Origin of the sequence: Marivirga sericea, from assembly GCF_900177665.1 — a bacterium.
Lineage (GTDB): Bacteria > Bacteroidota > Bacteroidia > Cytophagales > Cyclobacteriaceae > Marivirga > Marivirga sericea.
In genome coordinates, this window is sequence record NZ_FXAW01000003.1 from 38137 (window position 1) to 55138 (window position 17002).

Annotated in this window: 11 protein-coding genes; 4 read left to right on the top strand and 7 right to left on the bottom strand. The window is 36.1% G+C overall.

Features of this window, described 5'->3' with window-relative positions; translation table 11 throughout:
• Positions 1-72: 72 nt before the first annotated feature.
• Together B9Y84_RS07770 and B9Y84_RS07775 are read left to right on the top strand one after the other, a co-directional pair.
• Positions 73-972: a glycerophosphodiester phosphodiesterase family protein gene (locus tag B9Y84_RS07770; protein WP_245830838.1), complete on the top strand. Its 900-nt coding sequence runs from the start codon at positions 73-75 to the stop codon at positions 970-972.
• Between the two features lie 167 nt (positions 973-1139).
• The gene (locus tag B9Y84_RS07775; protein ID WP_085516534.1) at positions 1140-2144 is read left to right on the top strand and encodes an adenosine kinase; all 1005 of its coding nucleotides are present in this window, start codon (positions 1140-1142) and stop codon (positions 2142-2144) included.
• A gap of 80 nt (positions 2145-2224) precedes the next feature.
• Here the strand turns inward: B9Y84_RS07775 and B9Y84_RS07780 are convergent, their stop codons facing one another.
• From B9Y84_RS07780 to B9Y84_RS07800, 4 genes are all read right to left on the bottom strand, one after another.
• Positions 2225-2596 carry a VOC family protein gene (locus B9Y84_RS07780; RefSeq protein WP_085516535.1) on the bottom strand — a complete coding sequence of 124 codons (372 nt, stop codon included), beginning with the start codon at positions 2594-2596 and terminating at the stop codon, positions 2225-2227.
• Between the two features lie 73 nt (positions 2597-2669).
• The gene (locus B9Y84_RS07785) at positions 2670-3959 is read right to left on the bottom strand and encodes a vanadium-dependent haloperoxidase (protein WP_139827982.1); all 1290 of its coding nucleotides are present in this window, start codon (positions 3957-3959) and stop codon (positions 2670-2672) included.
• 113 nt (positions 3960-4072) lie between these two features.
• A complete protein-coding gene (locus B9Y84_RS07790; RefSeq protein ID WP_085516536.1) occupies positions 4073-6370 on the bottom strand; it encodes an acyl-CoA dehydrogenase family protein in 2298 nt (765 codons plus the stop codon).
• A gap of 609 nt (positions 6371-6979) precedes the next feature.
• Complete coding sequence (locus B9Y84_RS07800; protein WP_085516538.1) at positions 6980-11719, bottom strand: tetratricopeptide repeat protein; 4740 nt, start codon at positions 11717-11719, stop codon at positions 6980-6982.
• Positions 11720-11858: 139 nt separating this feature from the next.
• Between B9Y84_RS07800 and B9Y84_RS07805 the strand changes: the two genes are divergently transcribed.
• Both B9Y84_RS07805 and B9Y84_RS07810 read left to right on the top strand, forming a co-directional pair.
• Positions 11859-12929 carry an isoaspartyl peptidase/L-asparaginase family protein gene (locus B9Y84_RS07805; RefSeq protein WP_085516922.1) on the top strand — a complete coding sequence of 357 codons (1071 nt, stop codon included), beginning with the start codon at positions 11859-11861 and terminating at the stop codon, positions 12927-12929.
• Positions 12930-13448: 519 nt separating this feature from the next.
• Complete coding sequence (locus B9Y84_RS07810; RefSeq protein WP_085516539.1) at positions 13449-14591, top strand: fatty acid desaturase family protein; 1143 nt, start codon at positions 13449-13451, stop codon at positions 14589-14591.
• A 103-nt stretch (positions 14592-14694) separates the two neighbouring features.
• Here B9Y84_RS07810 and B9Y84_RS07815 read toward each other — a convergent pair whose 3' ends face one another.
• The 3 genes from B9Y84_RS07815 to B9Y84_RS07825 are packed head-to-tail and all read right to left on the bottom strand — an operon-like array spanning position 14695 to position 16999.
• Positions 14695-15510 carry an ABC transporter permease gene (locus B9Y84_RS07815; protein ID WP_085516540.1) on the bottom strand — a complete coding sequence of 272 codons (816 nt, stop codon included), beginning with the start codon at positions 15508-15510 and terminating at the stop codon, positions 14695-14697.
• Complete coding sequence (locus B9Y84_RS07820; RefSeq protein ID WP_085516541.1) at positions 15507-16409, bottom strand: ABC transporter ATP-binding protein; 903 nt, start codon at positions 16407-16409, stop codon at positions 15507-15509. The genes B9Y84_RS07815 and B9Y84_RS07820 overlap by 4 nt, the downstream gene beginning before the upstream one ends.
• Positions 16410-16414: 5 nt before the next feature.
• Positions 16415-16999 carry a DUF4252 domain-containing protein gene (locus B9Y84_RS07825; RefSeq protein WP_085516542.1) on the bottom strand — a complete coding sequence of 195 codons (585 nt, stop codon included), beginning with the start codon at positions 16997-16999 and terminating at the stop codon, positions 16415-16417.
• Positions 17000-17002 lie beyond the last annotated feature (3 nt).

A 17002-nucleotide genomic window follows, 5' to 3' on the forward strand; every position in this document is an offset into this window, starting at 1 on the left:
TGTAAAATTAACGTTATCATAACTCAATTTTAGAAGAAAATGTAGAAATTAGAGTCCATATTATCATGTACTATGAACAAATTCTTAATTCTATCGCTTGCATTTCTACTATTGATGAACTGTACTCAAAGTCCCGAAGATTACGAAAACATAGATTGGCAAGGCCATCGTGGAGCTAGAGGTGCTTTTCCTGAAAATACTTGGGCCGCCTTTGAACATGCCATTGATCAAAATATGGCTACTTTGGAAATGGACGTAGTCATCACTAAAGATGAAAAAGTGGTAGTATCCCATGAGCCTTATTTGAATCATAAAATTTGCTTAGATACTACAGGAAACCCTATTACCGAAAAGGCTGAGAAAGGATGGAACATTTATAAAATGACCTATAAAGAATTGCAAAAATGTGATTGCGGTAGCTTGAAAAATCCTGACTTTCCCAAACAAAAGCAGGTTAGCTCTCCAAAACCTTTGCTTAATGATATTATTAAAAAAACAATTGCATATTGTAAGCAAGAAGGTAAAGAACTCCCACACTTGAATGTGGAAATTAAATATGAAGACGGCATGCAAGATGTTTACCATCCCGACATTAAAAAATATAGTCAGCTTGTATTCAAAGTACTTTTCATGGAATATCCGCAGGAGAAATGGAATATACAATCTTTTGATTTTGAAGTATTAAAACACTTTCACAAAACCTTTCCTAAGGTCCCATTAGCAGCATTGGTTTATGAAAGTGGAGCCTGGGAACAGCAATTTGAAGAATTAGGCTTCATACCTGCCATTTATAGCCCGAATCATCAATTAGTAGATAAAAATATGGTGAAAAGGCTTCATGCAAAAGGTGTGAAGATTATCCCGTGGACTGTAAATGAGGAAAAAGATGCCGAAAGATTGCTCAAAATAGGCGTTGACGGGATAATCACAGATTATCCTGAATTAGCAGATGTATTCCGCAATAATCCTTAATTTTGCCTAAATTTTAGAGATACAAAACCTGTCAGATTTAAAAATTTAATGGCCTTGTCGCTATTCTATTCTTCTTTAATTTTAATAGAAAAACTTAACAGGTTTCTGTTTTCGTAAAATGAGAGGGATCTCAGATTTACTAATTACTAATTATTAATTAAAATATTATGTCCAACAAAAAATATGATGTCTACGGAATAGGAAATGCTTTGGTAGATATTATCACTGAAGTATCAGAAGATTTTGTACTTGAAAATAAAGTAGAAAAAGGGGTAATGACCCTTGTTGAAGAAGATCGTCAGGCAGAATTGCTCAATTCTATGAATATTACGGAAGAGCATATGCAAGGTGGAGGTTCTGCTGCGAACACTTTAGTTGCTGCCAGTCAATTAGGAGCTAAAGGTTTCTATTCTTGTAAAGTGGCTAACGATACAGAAGGAGTGTTCTTTCTTAATGATTTAAAAGCCAACGGAATTGATACTATTTTAACGCCAGAAAGTGCCCCTGTTGGTACAACAGGAAAAGTATTGGTTATGACAACTCCTGATGCAGAACGTACCATGAATACCTACCTAGGTATAACTGCAGACTTTTCTGAAAAAGAAATTCATGAATACGCGCTCAAGGATTCAAAATACTTGTATTTAGAAGGATATTTAGTGACTTCTGAGAGTGGACTAGCAGCCATGAAAAAGGCGAAACAGATCGCTGAAGAAAATGATGTTAAAGTTGCATTAACATTTTCCGATCCATCAATGGTGAAGTACTTCAAGGAGCAGATGGAATCAGTAGTGGGTGCAAGTGTAGACCTATTATTCTGTAATGAAGAAGAAGCTGCCTTATTTACTGGTGAAAATGATCCGGATAGTATTAGAGAAGAATTGAAAAAAGTAGCTAAACGATTTGCCATTACTCAAGGTAAAAACGGAGCGATAATTTATGACGGTGATACCTTTATCGACATTGAGCCATATCAAGTAAAAGCAATGGATAGCAATGGTGCTGGAGATATGTTTGCTGGTGCATTTTTATATGCTATCACTAACGGACATAGCTACGCTGATGCCGGAAAATTAGCCTCTTTAGCAAGTTCAAAAATCGTAACGCAGATGGGGCCAAGATTAACGTGGCCTGATGCGAAAGAAGTATTGAATAAGTGGAAGGGCGCTTAATTAGCATTTACGAATAAGTAAGCTTTCCTTAAAACTGGATATGAAAGCCTCTGAAAAAATTTTCAGAGGCTCTTTCGTATTCAGATATGCTGATCAACCAATATTGTATTTCCATCAGGATCAGCAATCACGAAACTGGCGGGGCCATTTTCGTTCTCACCTGTTTCTTGTATAAACTGGATCCCCTTTTCTTTTAACTCTTTCTCGATAGTTCTAACATCATCAAATCCATCCAGATTCTGAGCACTTGAATCCCAACCGGGGTTGAAAGTCAAGATATTATCTTTAAACATGCCCTGAAATAAGCCTACTAAAGAATCCCCATTTTTCATAATGAGGTAATTTTTTTCCATATCTCCACCTAGCTGCTTGAATCCAAGCTTTTCATAAAAGCTTTTGGATTCTTCTAAATTTTTTACTGCTAAACTGACTGAAAATGCTCCTAACTTCATATCTGAAAACGCTTTTAATTGGACATTAATTTAATTAAAATTTATGAAGTTATTGATTCTTAAAGCTTTCTTTTTAATCCTGAAAGTTTTCGATCACAAATTCTCCAACTCTCCTTCCCATTTCCAATCCGATTTCGTTATCCGTCCTAAAGTGAACCCCACCTTCAAAGCGAGACTCTGAGCATTCTGAAGCAAGGTTGCGGAACATACTTTCATCTCTAGGAAACAAATGAGCTAGCACCTCTGCCAATGCTCCGGCTACAGTGGTATGCCCGGCCGGATATCCCGGAAAATTAGGGGTCTGAACCAAAATTGGTTTGAATTCGGGATCATATTGGAAGGGACGAATCGTCCAATAGTGATATTTCCCGTCCCATGCTGCGATCGTAGCATCAAAACGAGCAGCATGAAACAGAGCCGTTGCATAACTTGATTCAAATGGCTCTAGATTGTATTCTAAAATTTTCCTTTCCAGCAATTCATCCCAGATTGGTAAACTTTTCCATTTCCATGCAATGTCGCTTGTTGCATTATTTTTATTAAATTCTCGCAGTTCTTCCATATCCTGCTCCCAATTTTCTGGAGGAGGACCAGGCCTAAATTGTTTCTGACTTTCTAAAGTAAGGGGTTTCCATTTTGCTTTCATAGGATCCCATTTGCTAGGGGTTCCTGACCAAAGGTTTATACCTTCTGGAACTTTTGCCGACCAAACTGCTTCAGTTCCGTCATTTTCAGCATACTTAATATATTTTTGAGCAATCGTCCTCCCAATCGTAATCCCATTTTGAATATCCGTAGGAAATTGTAAAGCAGTTTTTAGTCTTGAAGATTTGAATTGAATTAAAAGGCTATCCAATTTTCCCTTGCTTTCGGGAAAGTAATATGGAATTATTTGATGTGCCACCCCTGCTGCTGCACTCCACTCGCAAATAAAGGAAGAATAGTCTGTAGCTTTGCCATAAGCTACTAATCGTTTATCTTTTTGATAAGGCCTAGCTTGCTTAATGAATTGTTTATGCTTCCAAACTTCCACTAAGGCATCATAAATAGCTAAATGTAAAATAGCGACTCTTCCACCATTCTTATGCCCTTTATATTCTTTGCCAATTTCCATCAAAATTTGGTGCCACCGATAAGAAGGATAAGAATTATTCCAATAGTTAATCTCTTGAATAATGGAGTCTTCTAAGATTCTCTGGGCATGAATAATTAATTCTATCTCTTTTTCCTCTTGCTGTGCACTTAGCACTTCAAACTTCTCGTCTAAAGAAAATTTAAATGACTTATAGTCGTGCTGTTGAGCAACAGCTGAAGAACCTAGAGAAAGAAATAGTAAAAGGCTAATGAATTTAACAGTGCTCATAAAATGAATGTCTTTGCTAATGGACTTTCAAAAGCCCTAAATGAATAGGTAGCAAATTTAGAATAACCATTAGTCTTTTAAAGAGAATTCATTCTTAATTTTAATTACAAAAATTAGGACTGGAAAGCGATTGGGGCAGCCAATAACTGATTTGGAATTCCAAATGCATCTGTCAAAGCAATTGCGTCTTGCCGGACCTCCCAACATAATTGATTAACCATTTTTCGAATCGCTTTGGTTTTTACTCCTTCCATGTAGCCTTGCTCTAAATACCAGCCCCGATTTTGCTCGATTGTGTGTAGGGCGTATAATTGACATAATTGTTGAAGGGATCTTTTACAAGCAGCATTTTGGGTAGTTTCCACCGCCAATTGAAATTGCTCTAGCACCTTTCTTTCGATGTAAGACTGCCCCACATTTACCAAGTGGTGCTGTGCAACGTTTACTGCGTCAAATGAATCCATGCCATCTTCTACAAGTCTTTTAATTCGCTGCCCTGCAGATGCTACAATAGCACCTTCCCTATACTTGAAAGCGTTTAAATGAAACTCGAAATCTAGCAAATGTTTGTCATCTGTGCTTCTTACAACGATGGGGTTCTTTTCAGCAAATGAGGTTTTTGCTTGTTTAGTAAGATAATTAAAAATAGCGGTGAAATTCATATCACCCATTTCCTTCTTAAATTCAGTTAACCTACTTTTGGCCACTAGTTGCATCAGGACTGTATTATCTCCTTCAAAAGTAGTATAAACGTCAGTGTCATTTTTTAAATCACTTATTCTGTTTTCTGAAAGGTACCCTTTGCCGCCACAAGCCTCACGACATTCCTGCAATGCTTCAGTAGCAAACCATGTACCGTAAGCTTTCATTCCAGCAGCTAAGGCTTCAATTTCTTGCCCTTCATCCTCAGATTTGGTTAGGAAACGATTGGTCAAATACTTTAAAGCAAAATGCATAGCATAACTTTTAGCCAAAAGTGGCATCAGTCTTCTTTGGTGCATTCTATAGTTTAAAATAGGAACTTCTCCTCCACCTTCCGGTCCAAATTGTTTGCGGGTATTAGCATATCTTATAGCAATCGTCAAACCTGATTTTGCTGCAGATAAAGCAGAGCGGGGTATTCCAATCCTACCTCCTACTAAAGTGCCTAGCATAGTGAAAAATCGCTTATTATCAGATGAAATAGAGCTAATAAATTTGCCCTCATCACTAACAGAAGCAAATCTATCCAGCATATCATCTTTAGAAACCAATACTTTATTAAAAGCAATTAATCCATTATCCACTCCATTTAAGCCCATCTTATGGCCGCAATCTTCAATCTCTACTCCAGCATGCAATTCCCCTGACTTATTTCTTAGTGGCACTACAAATGCATTCACTCCATAATCCTCACCATTAATGATTAATTTTGCAAATACTGTAGCTTTTTGGCCATGCAAAGCAGCATTACCTATATATTCTTTTCTTGCATTTTGATGAGGTGTATGGATCGTGAAAGTTTTATCATCATGATTGTACGTTGCGGTTGTTTCTAATCCTCTTACATTAGAGCCATGGTTGGTCTCCGTCATAGCAAAGCAACCAGGCAATTCTAATGAACCAATTTCTTTCAAATACTTTTGATGGTGTTTTTCAGTTCCCAGGAAATAAATACTCATTCCCCAAAGACCAAACTGCACTCCAAATTTAATAACCATACTTAAGTCATGATAACTTAAAGTTTCCATGATGGTGAAATAGCCTTCCATATCAGCTCGACCACCGAATTCTCTAGGAAAAGCCCATGATCCATAACCTTCCTTAGCTAGTATTTTACACCATTCTAAGACTTGTGCTCTTTGATCTTCTATTTTATCATATTGATGATAGGCAAATTCAGCTTTAGTCAATGTATCCTTCACTTTTTGAATCAAGTCTATTTTAGATCCGTCCAAAATCTCTTGCATGAGTTTAGGATCAAAAGAAGATTTTGACTGCTGCAGGGAAGTAACAGTCGTATGACTATCCTCAAATCGGTAAGCGGCTTCATTAAAAATTAAGCCCAATTCCTTTTCAGCTTTTTGAAAGGCTTTCAAGTCTTTGTCTTGAATAATTACTTCATGCCCATTTTGCTGAGATTTGGCCAACTCAAAACCTAGAGTAGTCAGATTTTTCAGGTTTTGAGGCTTAATAAATTGAATCTGATTTTTCCAACTTTTTAATTCCTCAGCCGAAGGCTTTTGATCGGGATTCAAGTACTGCTCCAATAAATTGATCTCCTCTTTTTTTAGCCATGACTGAGAATTAATCAGCTTCTTCATGGTATCAATATCAGTAGTAGTCAGATTAAAATCTTCCCAAAGCGTAAAATAGAAAGGTAAAAATATACAAAGATTAGGGTTTTCGGATAGTAAATCTGAATTCAGCATAGACTCTTTTTATAAAACAAAACTTAAGAGAGTAAACGCATGAATGAAGCCATAGTTTAAAACAAATCAACTTCAGTAATTATTAAAATGGATATGGACAGATCGCTATTACTATACCACACACTAATTTAACCGATGTTAAAAGTGACAGTCAGTAGCAATTTTTAAGAAAGCTTTGAAGAAAGAAAGTCTATTTACTTAACCTGAATTTGTTTACAATTAAATTCAGGGTGAAAAAAGCAGCTAAAACAAGTGTAATTATTAGCAAATAACCAGTCACAAAACCAATACTATATCCTATTTCTCTCCCCCATTCATATGCAGTGAAGGAAGCTTGAAGATTAGAGGTAATTGAATAAATAATGGTTAACAAATAAGCTATACCAACAAAACCAAACAAGATTTTTAGGAATTTTTTAATACTAAGGTCGATCATGATTATAAGTTGAAAAGTTCGAAATACAAAAAAGCAATAATTTAAGAGAATTACAAGATTAGTTTTTAAAAAACAATCTTACAACTATGCTCTAATCCATCATTTCAAAAGCGTCCACTTACATTAAGCCAATTTGCTACTTCCCTCAAAGTCAATTTTAGAAAATCGTGTTATTATTCACAATATTGTTGCAAATAATAATTAACACTGTCATCCCCCATGTTTTTTGCGCTTTCCCAGTCTTGACAAGCTTTAAGATCCTCTTCCAGTTGATACTGAATATTTCCTCTTAATTTATAAAAAGAAGCATCCTCCGAATTAAGCTCAATCGCCTTGTTCAAATCCTTTAAAGCAGGTTGATAGTTTTCCAGTACTGCTTTCACGTTTCCTCTGTAATAATAAGCTGAAGCATCCTCTGGATTTAATTGAACTACCTTATCGTAATCTTCTAAAGCTCCCTCCCAATTCTCTGTCTCTTCTCTCAAAATAGCTCTATTGTAATAGGCATCTGTATTTTCAGGTTCAAGCGTGATGGCTTTGGAATAGTCCTCTGCTGCAAATCTAACATTCCCAAGATACAAATAGCATTGAGCACGGTATAAGTAAATGCTCGCATTTGAAGGATCAGTTTCTGCTGCACGATTCAAATCGTCTAAAGCGGCTTGATAATCTTCTAATTCCAAATAAGACCTTCCTCTTTTGAAGTAAGAATCGGACTTGATCACATCTCCCTGAATGGCTCTTTCAAAATAAGAAATAGCCCCTACCCAGTCTTCTAAAGCATAATAAGACTCGGCTTTGATATAAAATAAACTAGGTGTTGCTTGATCCAAGTCTTCTAATTGATCTACATCATCAATAACTCCAGCATATTCTTTCAGTTCAAATCTGGCTGAAGCTCGATTTTCATAAGCTCGCCCATATTCGCTATCCGTTGCAATCGCTCTGTTGTAATCTTCAATAGCTTGTTCAATATTACCATTCAATTGCTTGGCTTTTCCTCTATTATTAAAATATACTGCCTCTTCAACACCCCCCTCGATCGCAGTATTATAATCAGTGATAGCACCTGATAAATCCTCTAAGCGGAACTTTGTATTCCCACGAAGGGCATAGGCTTCATATAACTTTTGATCAGCAGCAATTGCTAGGTTAAAGTCCGTCAACGCTTTCTGCCAGTTATCCAAAGCATAATGTGTTTTAGCACGTAAAAAATATAACTGTTCCGCATTACTTCCATACTCCTCCGCATTATTGAAATCAGATAGTGCCAATTCGTACTCTTCTTTTTGAAAATTCAGTTGACCTCGGTGATAGTAAGTCTGAGGGTGCTTATCGCCAAAAGTAGCCGCCTGGTTTAAATCACTATAAGCTTTATCTAATTCTCCAAGTTGGAAATATGCATTTCCTCGGCCGTAAAAAACATCAGATGACTGATTTCCAGTCTGGAATGCCTGATTCATATACTCTATCGTTTCAGGATAATTTTCCAGATTATAATTACATAATCCCATCTTCACAAAAGTATCATTCTCCGTTTGACCTAATTCAACTGCTCTATCAAAGTCAGCTAAAGCTGCTTGCCAAGATTCTTGTTCAAAATAAGCATTCCCTCTATTCAGGATGGCCTGCCCATAATTTTCTTCTATTGATAAAGATTGATTATAATCTTGAATAGCTTGCTCAAACTGCTCTAATTTTGCTTTAGCCTTACCTCGATTATTATATATTACCTCATCTCGCTGTCCTAAACCAATAGCTTCATCATAAGATTTAATTGCATCCTTAAATCTATCCTGACGGAACAAAGTATTCGCATAATGATAATGTGTCCTTGGATTTTGAGTACCTGAAGCAATTGCTCTTTGAAGGAACTGAGCAGCCTCCTCGTATTGCTTTCCTTCATAAAATGCATTTCCTAAATTCTCAATGACCGTTTTGTCAGTAACGCCTTTGTCCACTGCTTTGGTAAGTTGCTCAGCTGATTGCTTAAAATTCTCAATTGCAAAAAAAGCATTCCCCAATTTAGCATATAAATCTCCTTCGTTTATCCCACCTTCTTCGGCTTTTTGATAATCACTAATGGCCTGACGATATTCTTCTTTATCATATAAAATATTCCCTTTGAAATAAAACAGTTGAGCATTCTTAATACCTGCAGAGATTGCAGTTTGCATATTCTCTAATGCTTTTTCATACTGCTTAGTTTGGTAATATGCCAAGCCAAGCATTTCAGCAACCTCCGGACTCTTCTTCTCTGTTTTTTCCAAATCTGAAATAGCCGCTGAATAATTCTTTTGTTGGTAATAAGCCGATCCTCGATTCAGTAGAGCCTGATCATAGCCTGGGTCTTTGGTCAAAGCCAAATCATAATCTGCAATGGCTTCAGCAACCTTATCCTGCAAAAATTTAGCTTTACCTCTATTATTATAGATAATAGCATCCGTTGCACCTAAACTGATGGCTTTATCGTATGATTCTACAGCTTTGAGGAGATTTTGCTCTCTAAAATACAGATCTCCTAAGGTAGAGTAAACAAGGATTGTCTGACTGCCTTTTTCAGCTGCTTTTGATAAATCAGTAATAGCAGGTTGGGCAGATTTTAACCCATTGTAAGCCAATCCTCTTTTTTCATACAAAATCAGACTGCTTTCTCCTTGCTCTTCGGCTTTGCTTAAAGCATCCACTGCACTTTTGAAATTGCCCAGCTCATATTGTGACTGTCCTAAGCCAAAATAAAGCGACTGATTACTAATTCCGCCCTGGATTGCCGAATTTAATGCTCTGGAAGCTTCTTCGTAGTTCTCTACTTTAAAATATGATTGACCAATCAATTCATAATTCTCGCCTGACCGATCTCCTAATTGAAAGGCTTGCTTCAAATTGTCTATAGCAGCTGAATAATCACTTTTATTGTAATGAGCTTTTCCTAATGCAGCAAACAATCCTGGTTCTTTTATTCCACCCTCTTTTGCTTTTTGCAAAGATGATATGGCTACATCCCAATTTTTATCAACTAAAGCCAAATACCCCTGATACAAGTATATTTTAGCTCCTTTCGCTCCTGCAGACAATGCTCTTTGAATGTTGACTTTGGCTTCCTGAGTTTGACCTGCTTCAAAAAGGAGAATTGCATATTGTTCAAAAACTTCTGGAGCCTTTGCTCCTGCAGCAAGAGCTTTCTTAAAATACGAAATTGCTACCTCATTTCTATTAAGTTGTTTGCTCGCTATGGCAGCATTTCTAAAAAGACTTGTATCAGTTACTTCAAATGAAATTGCTCTTTCTAGATTTTGAATTGCTTCTTGATAAATACCTTTTTCGAATTGGGCAGTTCCCAAAAGTTGAAATATCACACCATCATTAGCTCCCCTCTCCACGGCTGCATTGAAATCAGCAATAGCTTGATCGTTGTTCCCTTGCTCTAAATGCGCAATTCCTCTCTTCCTATAAATATCCGATTCATTTTTACCTCCATTTATCGCTTTATCAAAATTGGCAATAGCGGAAGCATAATTTTGAGATTGGAAGTATGCTTCAGCTAATTGCAGGTAGAGATCTGCATCATTTGAGCCCTCCTGAATAGCTTTTTCGTAATCCTGAATGGCTTTTTCCCAGTCTTCAGTTTGATAGTAAGCAGCACCCCTGTTTTCCAAAGCAGTTTGATAATTCGCCTTTAGACCTAAAGAAGTGGTGTAATCTTCAATTGCAGCGATATACTTTCCAGTTAAAAATTTAGCTTTTCCTCTATTATTGAAAAGTACTTCAGAATCGTAGCCTAATGCTTCAGCTTGGTCATAAGCAGTTACAGCTTTAGCATATTCCTCGTTTTTAAAATGGGCATTACCCAAATAATAGCTAACCTTAGGATCCTTAAATTTTAATTCAACAGCCTTTTCCAAATCCGGAATTGCCTGACCTAACTGCTCTAGTTCGTAATGTGCAATACCTTTAAAAGCATGCCATTTGGCTTCGTTCACTTTTTGATCTTGAGCCTGCGCAAAATCATTTATCGCTTCGGTATATTTCTTTTGCTCAAAGTGCGCAAAAGCTCGAATAGAATAGGCCCTTGGACTTGATTTTATTTTAAAAGCATTAGTTAAATTACTAATCGTTTTATCATAATTATTAGCTTCATAAGCGGAAAAACCAGCCATTTTCCAAGCAAACTCATCCTTTGGGTTATTATTAGCAAATTCCTCAAAAGCATTTAAAGCATTCGACCAATCTTCACTTGCATAAGCATCCAAGGCAGATAACAAATGTCCGTTTGCCTTAATTTGTTGACTGAAATTGGAAAATCCATTGGTTATAGAATTTATGTTTTCAAGACGGCCTAAATCGACTATTACTGCACCATTTATCCCTGCCGCTTTGTTCAATACCAGTCCTAAGATTTTGCTTCCTGAAGTAGCTACTGAACCTATAGCAGATTTACTCAGATTATCAGGAATAACAGCAAATTGACCATAGCCTTCAATTTGCGCAGATTTGGATATTTTTACATCACTCGTTTCTGTTTTTTGGATATCGATCGCCTGTACAAGCTTTAAATTACCGCCTTGCTCAAATATAGCCGTTGCAATAGCTGCTTTTTCAAACTTAGTGCTCAAGTTATTATCTACAGCAAATTTTACCAGCCCACTAGCGGGATCAAAGGCATTAAATGTCGAAATATTATGAATAGTACTATCATTAGTAAAAACCTTTGCACTAGTAGCCCCTATAAATAAATTTTGATGAGTAGCACCAGTACCTTGTCCATCTAGAATGATGGCCGTCCCTTTTTGTAAAGGTTGACCAGCATTATCATAAGTCTGTACGAAATACAGACTTTTCTCAACTTGGGAATAAGAAACAAGTGAGCTTATAGAAAAAATGATGGTAAATAAATTTCTGTAAATTTTCAGCATAAATCAAAGATTTAAAAAGATTGACGAAAATTATTGAATTTTTGGCGCTTATGGAAGAAAATCACCGCTTTAGTTATTCATCTTGTAAAAAGATACAGAGTTAATTATATTGGATTCTAAAATATATAAAAATAAACCTATGAAAAAGACTTATCAGTACTACCTATCCATATTAATATTCTTCTTGCTTATGGCCTGCGACCCAACTACAAGAGAAGCAGTGGAAGATCGCGAAATCAGTAATGAAGAAAAAACCGTGAAACAGGGCCCAATAAGCTTAGTGATTCACGGCGGAGCAGGCACAATCAAGCGAGAAAATATGACCGAGGAGCAAGATGCTGAATACAGAGCTAAATTAGCTGAAGCACTTGAAGCCGGATATTCCAAATTGGAATCTGGTGCACCCGCGATGGATGCTGTAATAGCTGCTATCCAAATTATGGAAGCCTCTCCACTTTTTAACGCTGGAGTGGGAGCCGTTTTTACTAATAAAGGTAAAAATGAACTAGATGCAGCAGTAATGGATGGCAAAAACAGAAATGCAGGTGCCGTAGCCGGTGTGTCCACTATCAAAAGTCCCATCTTGGCTGCGCTTTCAGTAATGGATGATAGCCCTCATGTGATGATGTCAGGACCCGGAGCTGAAAAATTTGCCGAAGAGCAAGGACTAGAATTGGTAGACCCAGAATATTTCTTCACTCAAAGTAGATATGATGCTCTTCAAAGAGTTAAGAAAAGAGAAGAAGAAAAAGGCAATAGCGCTGCATTATTGGATTTCCCTGACAGTAAATTTGGGACAGTAGGCTGTGTAGCGCTGGACAAAGATGGAAACATAGCAGCAGGAACCTCCACTGGTGGTATGACCAACAAAAGGTATGGTAGAATAGGAGATGCACCCATTATCGCAGCTGGCACCTACGCAGATAATGCTACTTGTGGTGTTTCAGCAACAGGACATGGTGAGTATTTTATTCGCTCTGTAGTGGCGTATGATGTAGCAGCAAAAATGAAATATGCCGGTATGAGCTTAGATGGAGCGGCTAATAAAATCGTTTATGAGGAATTAGTGGAATTTGGTGGGTCTGGTGGTTTTATTGCCCTAGATAAAGCTGGAAATATTAGCATGCCATTCAATACGTCTGGAATGTATAGGGGCTATATGAATGAGAAAGGTAAACCTAATGTTTTCATTTATAAAGACGAAAAATAGCGACTGAGTCCAAACTATTTTTACTGCCATGCTTAACAAAAAAGCATGGCTTTTTTATGAGCTATCCATAAATTATTTTTTTTCATCTATTTTAAATACATAAGTATAAATGACTATCGCTCATTAAACTGTTTAAGTTATGTTTAGCCCATCATTCTAATCATTAAACATAAATGGATTTTTCAAAGATTTACGCCTTTTTCCTTGGGTAAATGCTGAAACTGAATTAGGTTCAAGTTATTAGAGAGAGAATTATAAATAATTGATAAAATAGGCTGAAAATAAAGCATTTAGAATATATTCTATTCGTTGCTTGGAAATAAGACGTACTGAATATACTAAACTCATCTAAAAATTTTTCCAATCATTAGAATTGATTGCGTTTAACTAAATGTACTTTTCTAATATTAAAAAGAAAAATTATAGATGTAATTCAACATATTTATGTTCGTCTAAAAAACAGTGCTAAATGACGGATTTGCTTGAATTTAAGCTACCTTGTAATATTAACAAATATTTATGAACAAGAACACAGTAAAATTTAACAATAACGACAGCCCCGAATTTGTAAGTACCTTAAGACAAAGAGTCAACCAATATTTCAAAGATAATCAGGTATCTAAGTACGCTAATAATCAAATGATAGTAAAAACAGCTTTCATGCTTTTGTTATACTTTATTCCATTAGCGTTTTTACTAAGCGGACTAGTCACCACTTTCGCAGTTGCATTTCCACTTTTTATAGTGATGGGCTTCGGTATGGCTGGAATTGGATTGTGCGTGATGCACGATGCAAATCATGGAGTCTATTCCAAAAACAATAACATTAATAAAGTATTAGGATTTACTGCCAATTTTTTAGGCGCTTATCATATTAACTGGAAAATTCAGCATAATGTCCTGCATCATTCCTTTACTAACATTGACGAATATGACGAAGACATAGATAAAAAAGGCATTATTCGATTTTCTCCGCATCAAGAACGTAGGAGCTTCTTCAAATTCCAAGCTTTCTATGCGCCCATTTTATATGGACTAATGACTTTCTATTGGTTGATTGCTAAAGATTTAGACCAGTTAATACGATATAACAAAAGAAATTTACTAAAGGGGCAAGGCCTTACTTTTAAGAAGGGATTAGGTTTAATGATGCTTAACAAAACTTGGTATATTGCCCTAACCCTAGTGGCTCCAATCATCGTAACTGGAATAGTATGGTGGCAAGTAGTTTTAGCATTCTTATTAATGCAATTTATAAGTGGATTAGTTTTAGCATTAGTTTTTCAACCAGCTCATGTAATCACTGAAACAGATTTTTATAAAGTAGATGAAAACGGAAGTGTAGCAAATAATTGGGCGATTCATCAAATGCGCACTACTTCTAATTTTGCTAATTCATCTAAGTGGTTCTCTTGGATAGTAGGTGGATTAAATCACCAGATTGAGCATCACTTATTCCCTAACATTTGTCACATTCACTATGATAAAATAGCTCCAATCGTAAAGCAAACAGCAAAAGAATATGGTGTTCCCTATCATCACCATAAATCATTCGGTTTAGCATTGAAAAGTCACTTCACGCTTTTGAATCAATTAGGGACAGGCAGTTATGATAAGAAAGTGAAGAAATTAAAAACTGCCCCTGTTACTGCACTTGCATAAGTCTAAATTATTTTAAAGAATTTCTAAATACTCGTGGTTTAATAAAGGAGAAAAACCCTTCTTAAACCACGAGTTTTTTTTATTGCAAGAAATCCTGCAGACACTAATTTATATCTCTTTTCGCAATCAAAAAGTAGTTTAATCCTATGCTGATAACAAGCCACGCCCCAGCTATTATAGCACTACTGACTTTTACATAATCCTGAATTTCCATGAACACATATCTTTGAAAGGGTATTTCAATTAAATTATTGACTGCATGAATTGGAAAAAGTGTGATTAACCAATGATCATCAAATACATAATTCAGAATTCCAACTAATGCTGGTTCCAAAAATATGGCGTAAAAACATAGACCTATGATGGCAAAACCAGCTTTTTTCAAGACTACAGAAATCAACATGGCCAGATTCAAGAATGTTAGCAGCTCTAGAAAATGAGCTAATAGAAACTCCATATCCATTGTATATAGACCAAAGCTGAATCCGGAACCATAGAAAATTCCCATAAGTGTTCCTGCCAACCAAATAACCAACATATTGAATAGACTAAAACCGAATATCATACTTTGCTTGGCTAGCAGAAAGTCGGTGGGCGACATTCCATCAATTATATTTTGCCGAATTGTTCTATAAGAATATTCATTGGTTACTGAAATGATCACTATAAATGCCAAAAAGAATTTCAAGTAAGATGCCAGATAGGTTAAATTTTGCCAGACATCTGGAAAATCATAGAAAGGAATTATATCGGGACTGATACCTTCAAACTCCATTCCCGAGCTTGACATCCATGATAATAATAATTTTACACTGCTTAAAATCAGCAGTAACAACAAAAAATAAAGCGAAGCCAGTCTGATAAAAGTCTTATAATTTTTAAGCTTCAACCATTCTATTTGTAAATATTTCAATATCATGACTTAGCGGATAAAAGTTGTAAAAATTGTTTTTCCAAAGATTTATTAATGTAGGCTAAGTGCGTAAGCACTATGCCTTTTTCAATCAGGTATTCATGAAACTCATGGATTGCAGTCTCTTTTGATAATTGTACTTCCAATCTCCCTACATTATTGAGTTTCATGTCTATAAAAGACGGAAAAGTACCAATAACTTTTCTTAAACTTTCAGTATCATCAGCTAATACCTCCACTCCCTCATTCCCCATTAAACTTTCTGCCACTGTACCATGAAAGATCTTCTCACCTTGCTTTAAAACTGCAAAATGAGTACAAACCTTTTGAACTTCATCTAATAAATGACTTGCTAGAATGATGGTTTTTCCTTGGCCTGCAATATCAAGAATCAGTTCTCTAATTTCTGCTATTCCTTGAGGATCTAATCCGTTTGTCGGTTCATCCAGAATTAAAATTTCGGGGTCGGATAATAAGGCAGAAGCAATGGCTAGTCGCTGCTTCATCCCGAGAGAGTAAGTCTTAAAAGGCGATGTTGCACGATTTGCCAGCCCCACCTGCTCCAAAACTTCCAAAATTCTGCTTTCTGGAACCTCTTTGATCTTACAAACTATTTGAAGATTTTGAATCCCAGAGAGGTAAGGATAAAATGTTGGACTTTCTAAAATAGCTCCTAATCTTCTCCTTTGCGATGCAGTTGGTTCTTCTCCAAACCATTTAAAATCACCAGAATCTTTTTGGACTACTCCCAACAAAATACCCAATGTAGTACTTTTACCACTTCCGTTGGGCCCTAATAAACCAAATACAGTTCCTTTTTCTACTTTAAGTTCAAGATTATCAACTGCCTGAATATTTCCATATCTTTTATTCAGCCCTGAAATATCTAGTATATATTCTGCCATAAAAATTATTCTTGAATGCTATCACTATCTACTTGAGAAGAATCTTTTTCCACTTCTTCACGCACCTTTTGCCATTTTTCTCTTTGCTCCTTTTTCTTTTCCCGGTCTTGAACAAAATCGGTTATTGGTCCCAAATCAAAATCAGCCTTCATAAGTGCAGGAACTTGTGAAATATCGAATTTACCTTCTAAAAAACCAACAAAAAGCCCTTCCTTTGTATCAGCAGAAGCATATAAAACATCGTCTCGTCCTTCAGGTGCCTTTATTTCAATGTCTGTATTTTGAATTCTAGCAGTAAAAATCGACTCCCAGTTGGTAAAGTCTTGTTCGCTTTTCCATTCTGCATAAGCTTCCTTTTTCGATTCATCATCCAAAATGATTTGCAGGACATGCAATTTTTTAATGCCCTTGGTAGCCTCCTCAAACTCAGGATTATTTTTTGAATTAATCATTTTCAGATTACTAGGGTATAGATTAATATTCAGACTGTGAATTTCTTTTTGCTGCAGGTCTTTTAAGGGATCTTCTATTTTTTTTTCGCAAGCAGAGAATAAAACTAAAATGAATAAGGTAAGGATTAGTATTCGCATGAT

What these genes read in the sequence shown, in the direction of transcription:
- B9Y84_RS07770 (WP_245830838.1), top strand. Translation starts at nt 73, where the DNA reads ATGAACAAATTCTTAATTCTATCGCTTGCATTTCTACTATTGATGAAC.
- B9Y84_RS07775 (WP_085516534.1), top strand. Translation starts at nt 1,140, where the DNA reads ATGTCCAACAAAAAATATGATGTCTACGGAATAGGAAATGCTTTGGTA.
- B9Y84_RS07780 (WP_085516535.1), bottom strand. Translation starts at nt 2,596, where the DNA reads ATGAAGTTAGGAGCATTTTCAGTCAGTTTAGCAGTAAAAAATTTAGAA.
- B9Y84_RS07785 (WP_139827982.1), bottom strand. Translation starts at nt 3,959, where the DNA reads ATGAGCACTGTTAAATTCATTAGCCTTTTACTATTTCTTTCTCTAGGT.
- B9Y84_RS07790 (WP_085516536.1), bottom strand. Translation starts at nt 6,370, where the DNA reads ATGCTGAATTCAGATTTACTATCCGAAAACCCTAATCTTTGTATATTT.
- B9Y84_RS07800 (WP_085516538.1), bottom strand. Translation starts at nt 11,719, where the DNA reads ATGCTGAAAATTTACAGAAATTTATTTACCATCATTTTTTCTATAAGC.
- B9Y84_RS07805 (WP_085516922.1), top strand. Translation starts at nt 11,859, where the DNA reads ATGAAAAAGACTTATCAGTACTACCTATCCATATTAATATTCTTCTTG.
- B9Y84_RS07810 (WP_085516539.1), top strand. Translation starts at nt 13,449, where the DNA reads ATGAACAAGAACACAGTAAAATTTAACAATAACGACAGCCCCGAATTT.
- B9Y84_RS07815 (WP_085516540.1), bottom strand. Translation starts at nt 15,510, where the DNA reads ATGATATTGAAATATTTACAAATAGAATGGTTGAAGCTTAAAAATTAT.
- B9Y84_RS07820 (WP_085516541.1), bottom strand. Translation starts at nt 16,409, where the DNA reads ATGGCAGAATATATACTAGATATTTCAGGGCTGAATAAAAGATATGGA.
- B9Y84_RS07825 (WP_085516542.1), bottom strand. Translation starts at nt 16,999, where the DNA reads ATGCGAATACTAATCCTTACCTTATTCATTTTAGTTTTATTCTCTGCT.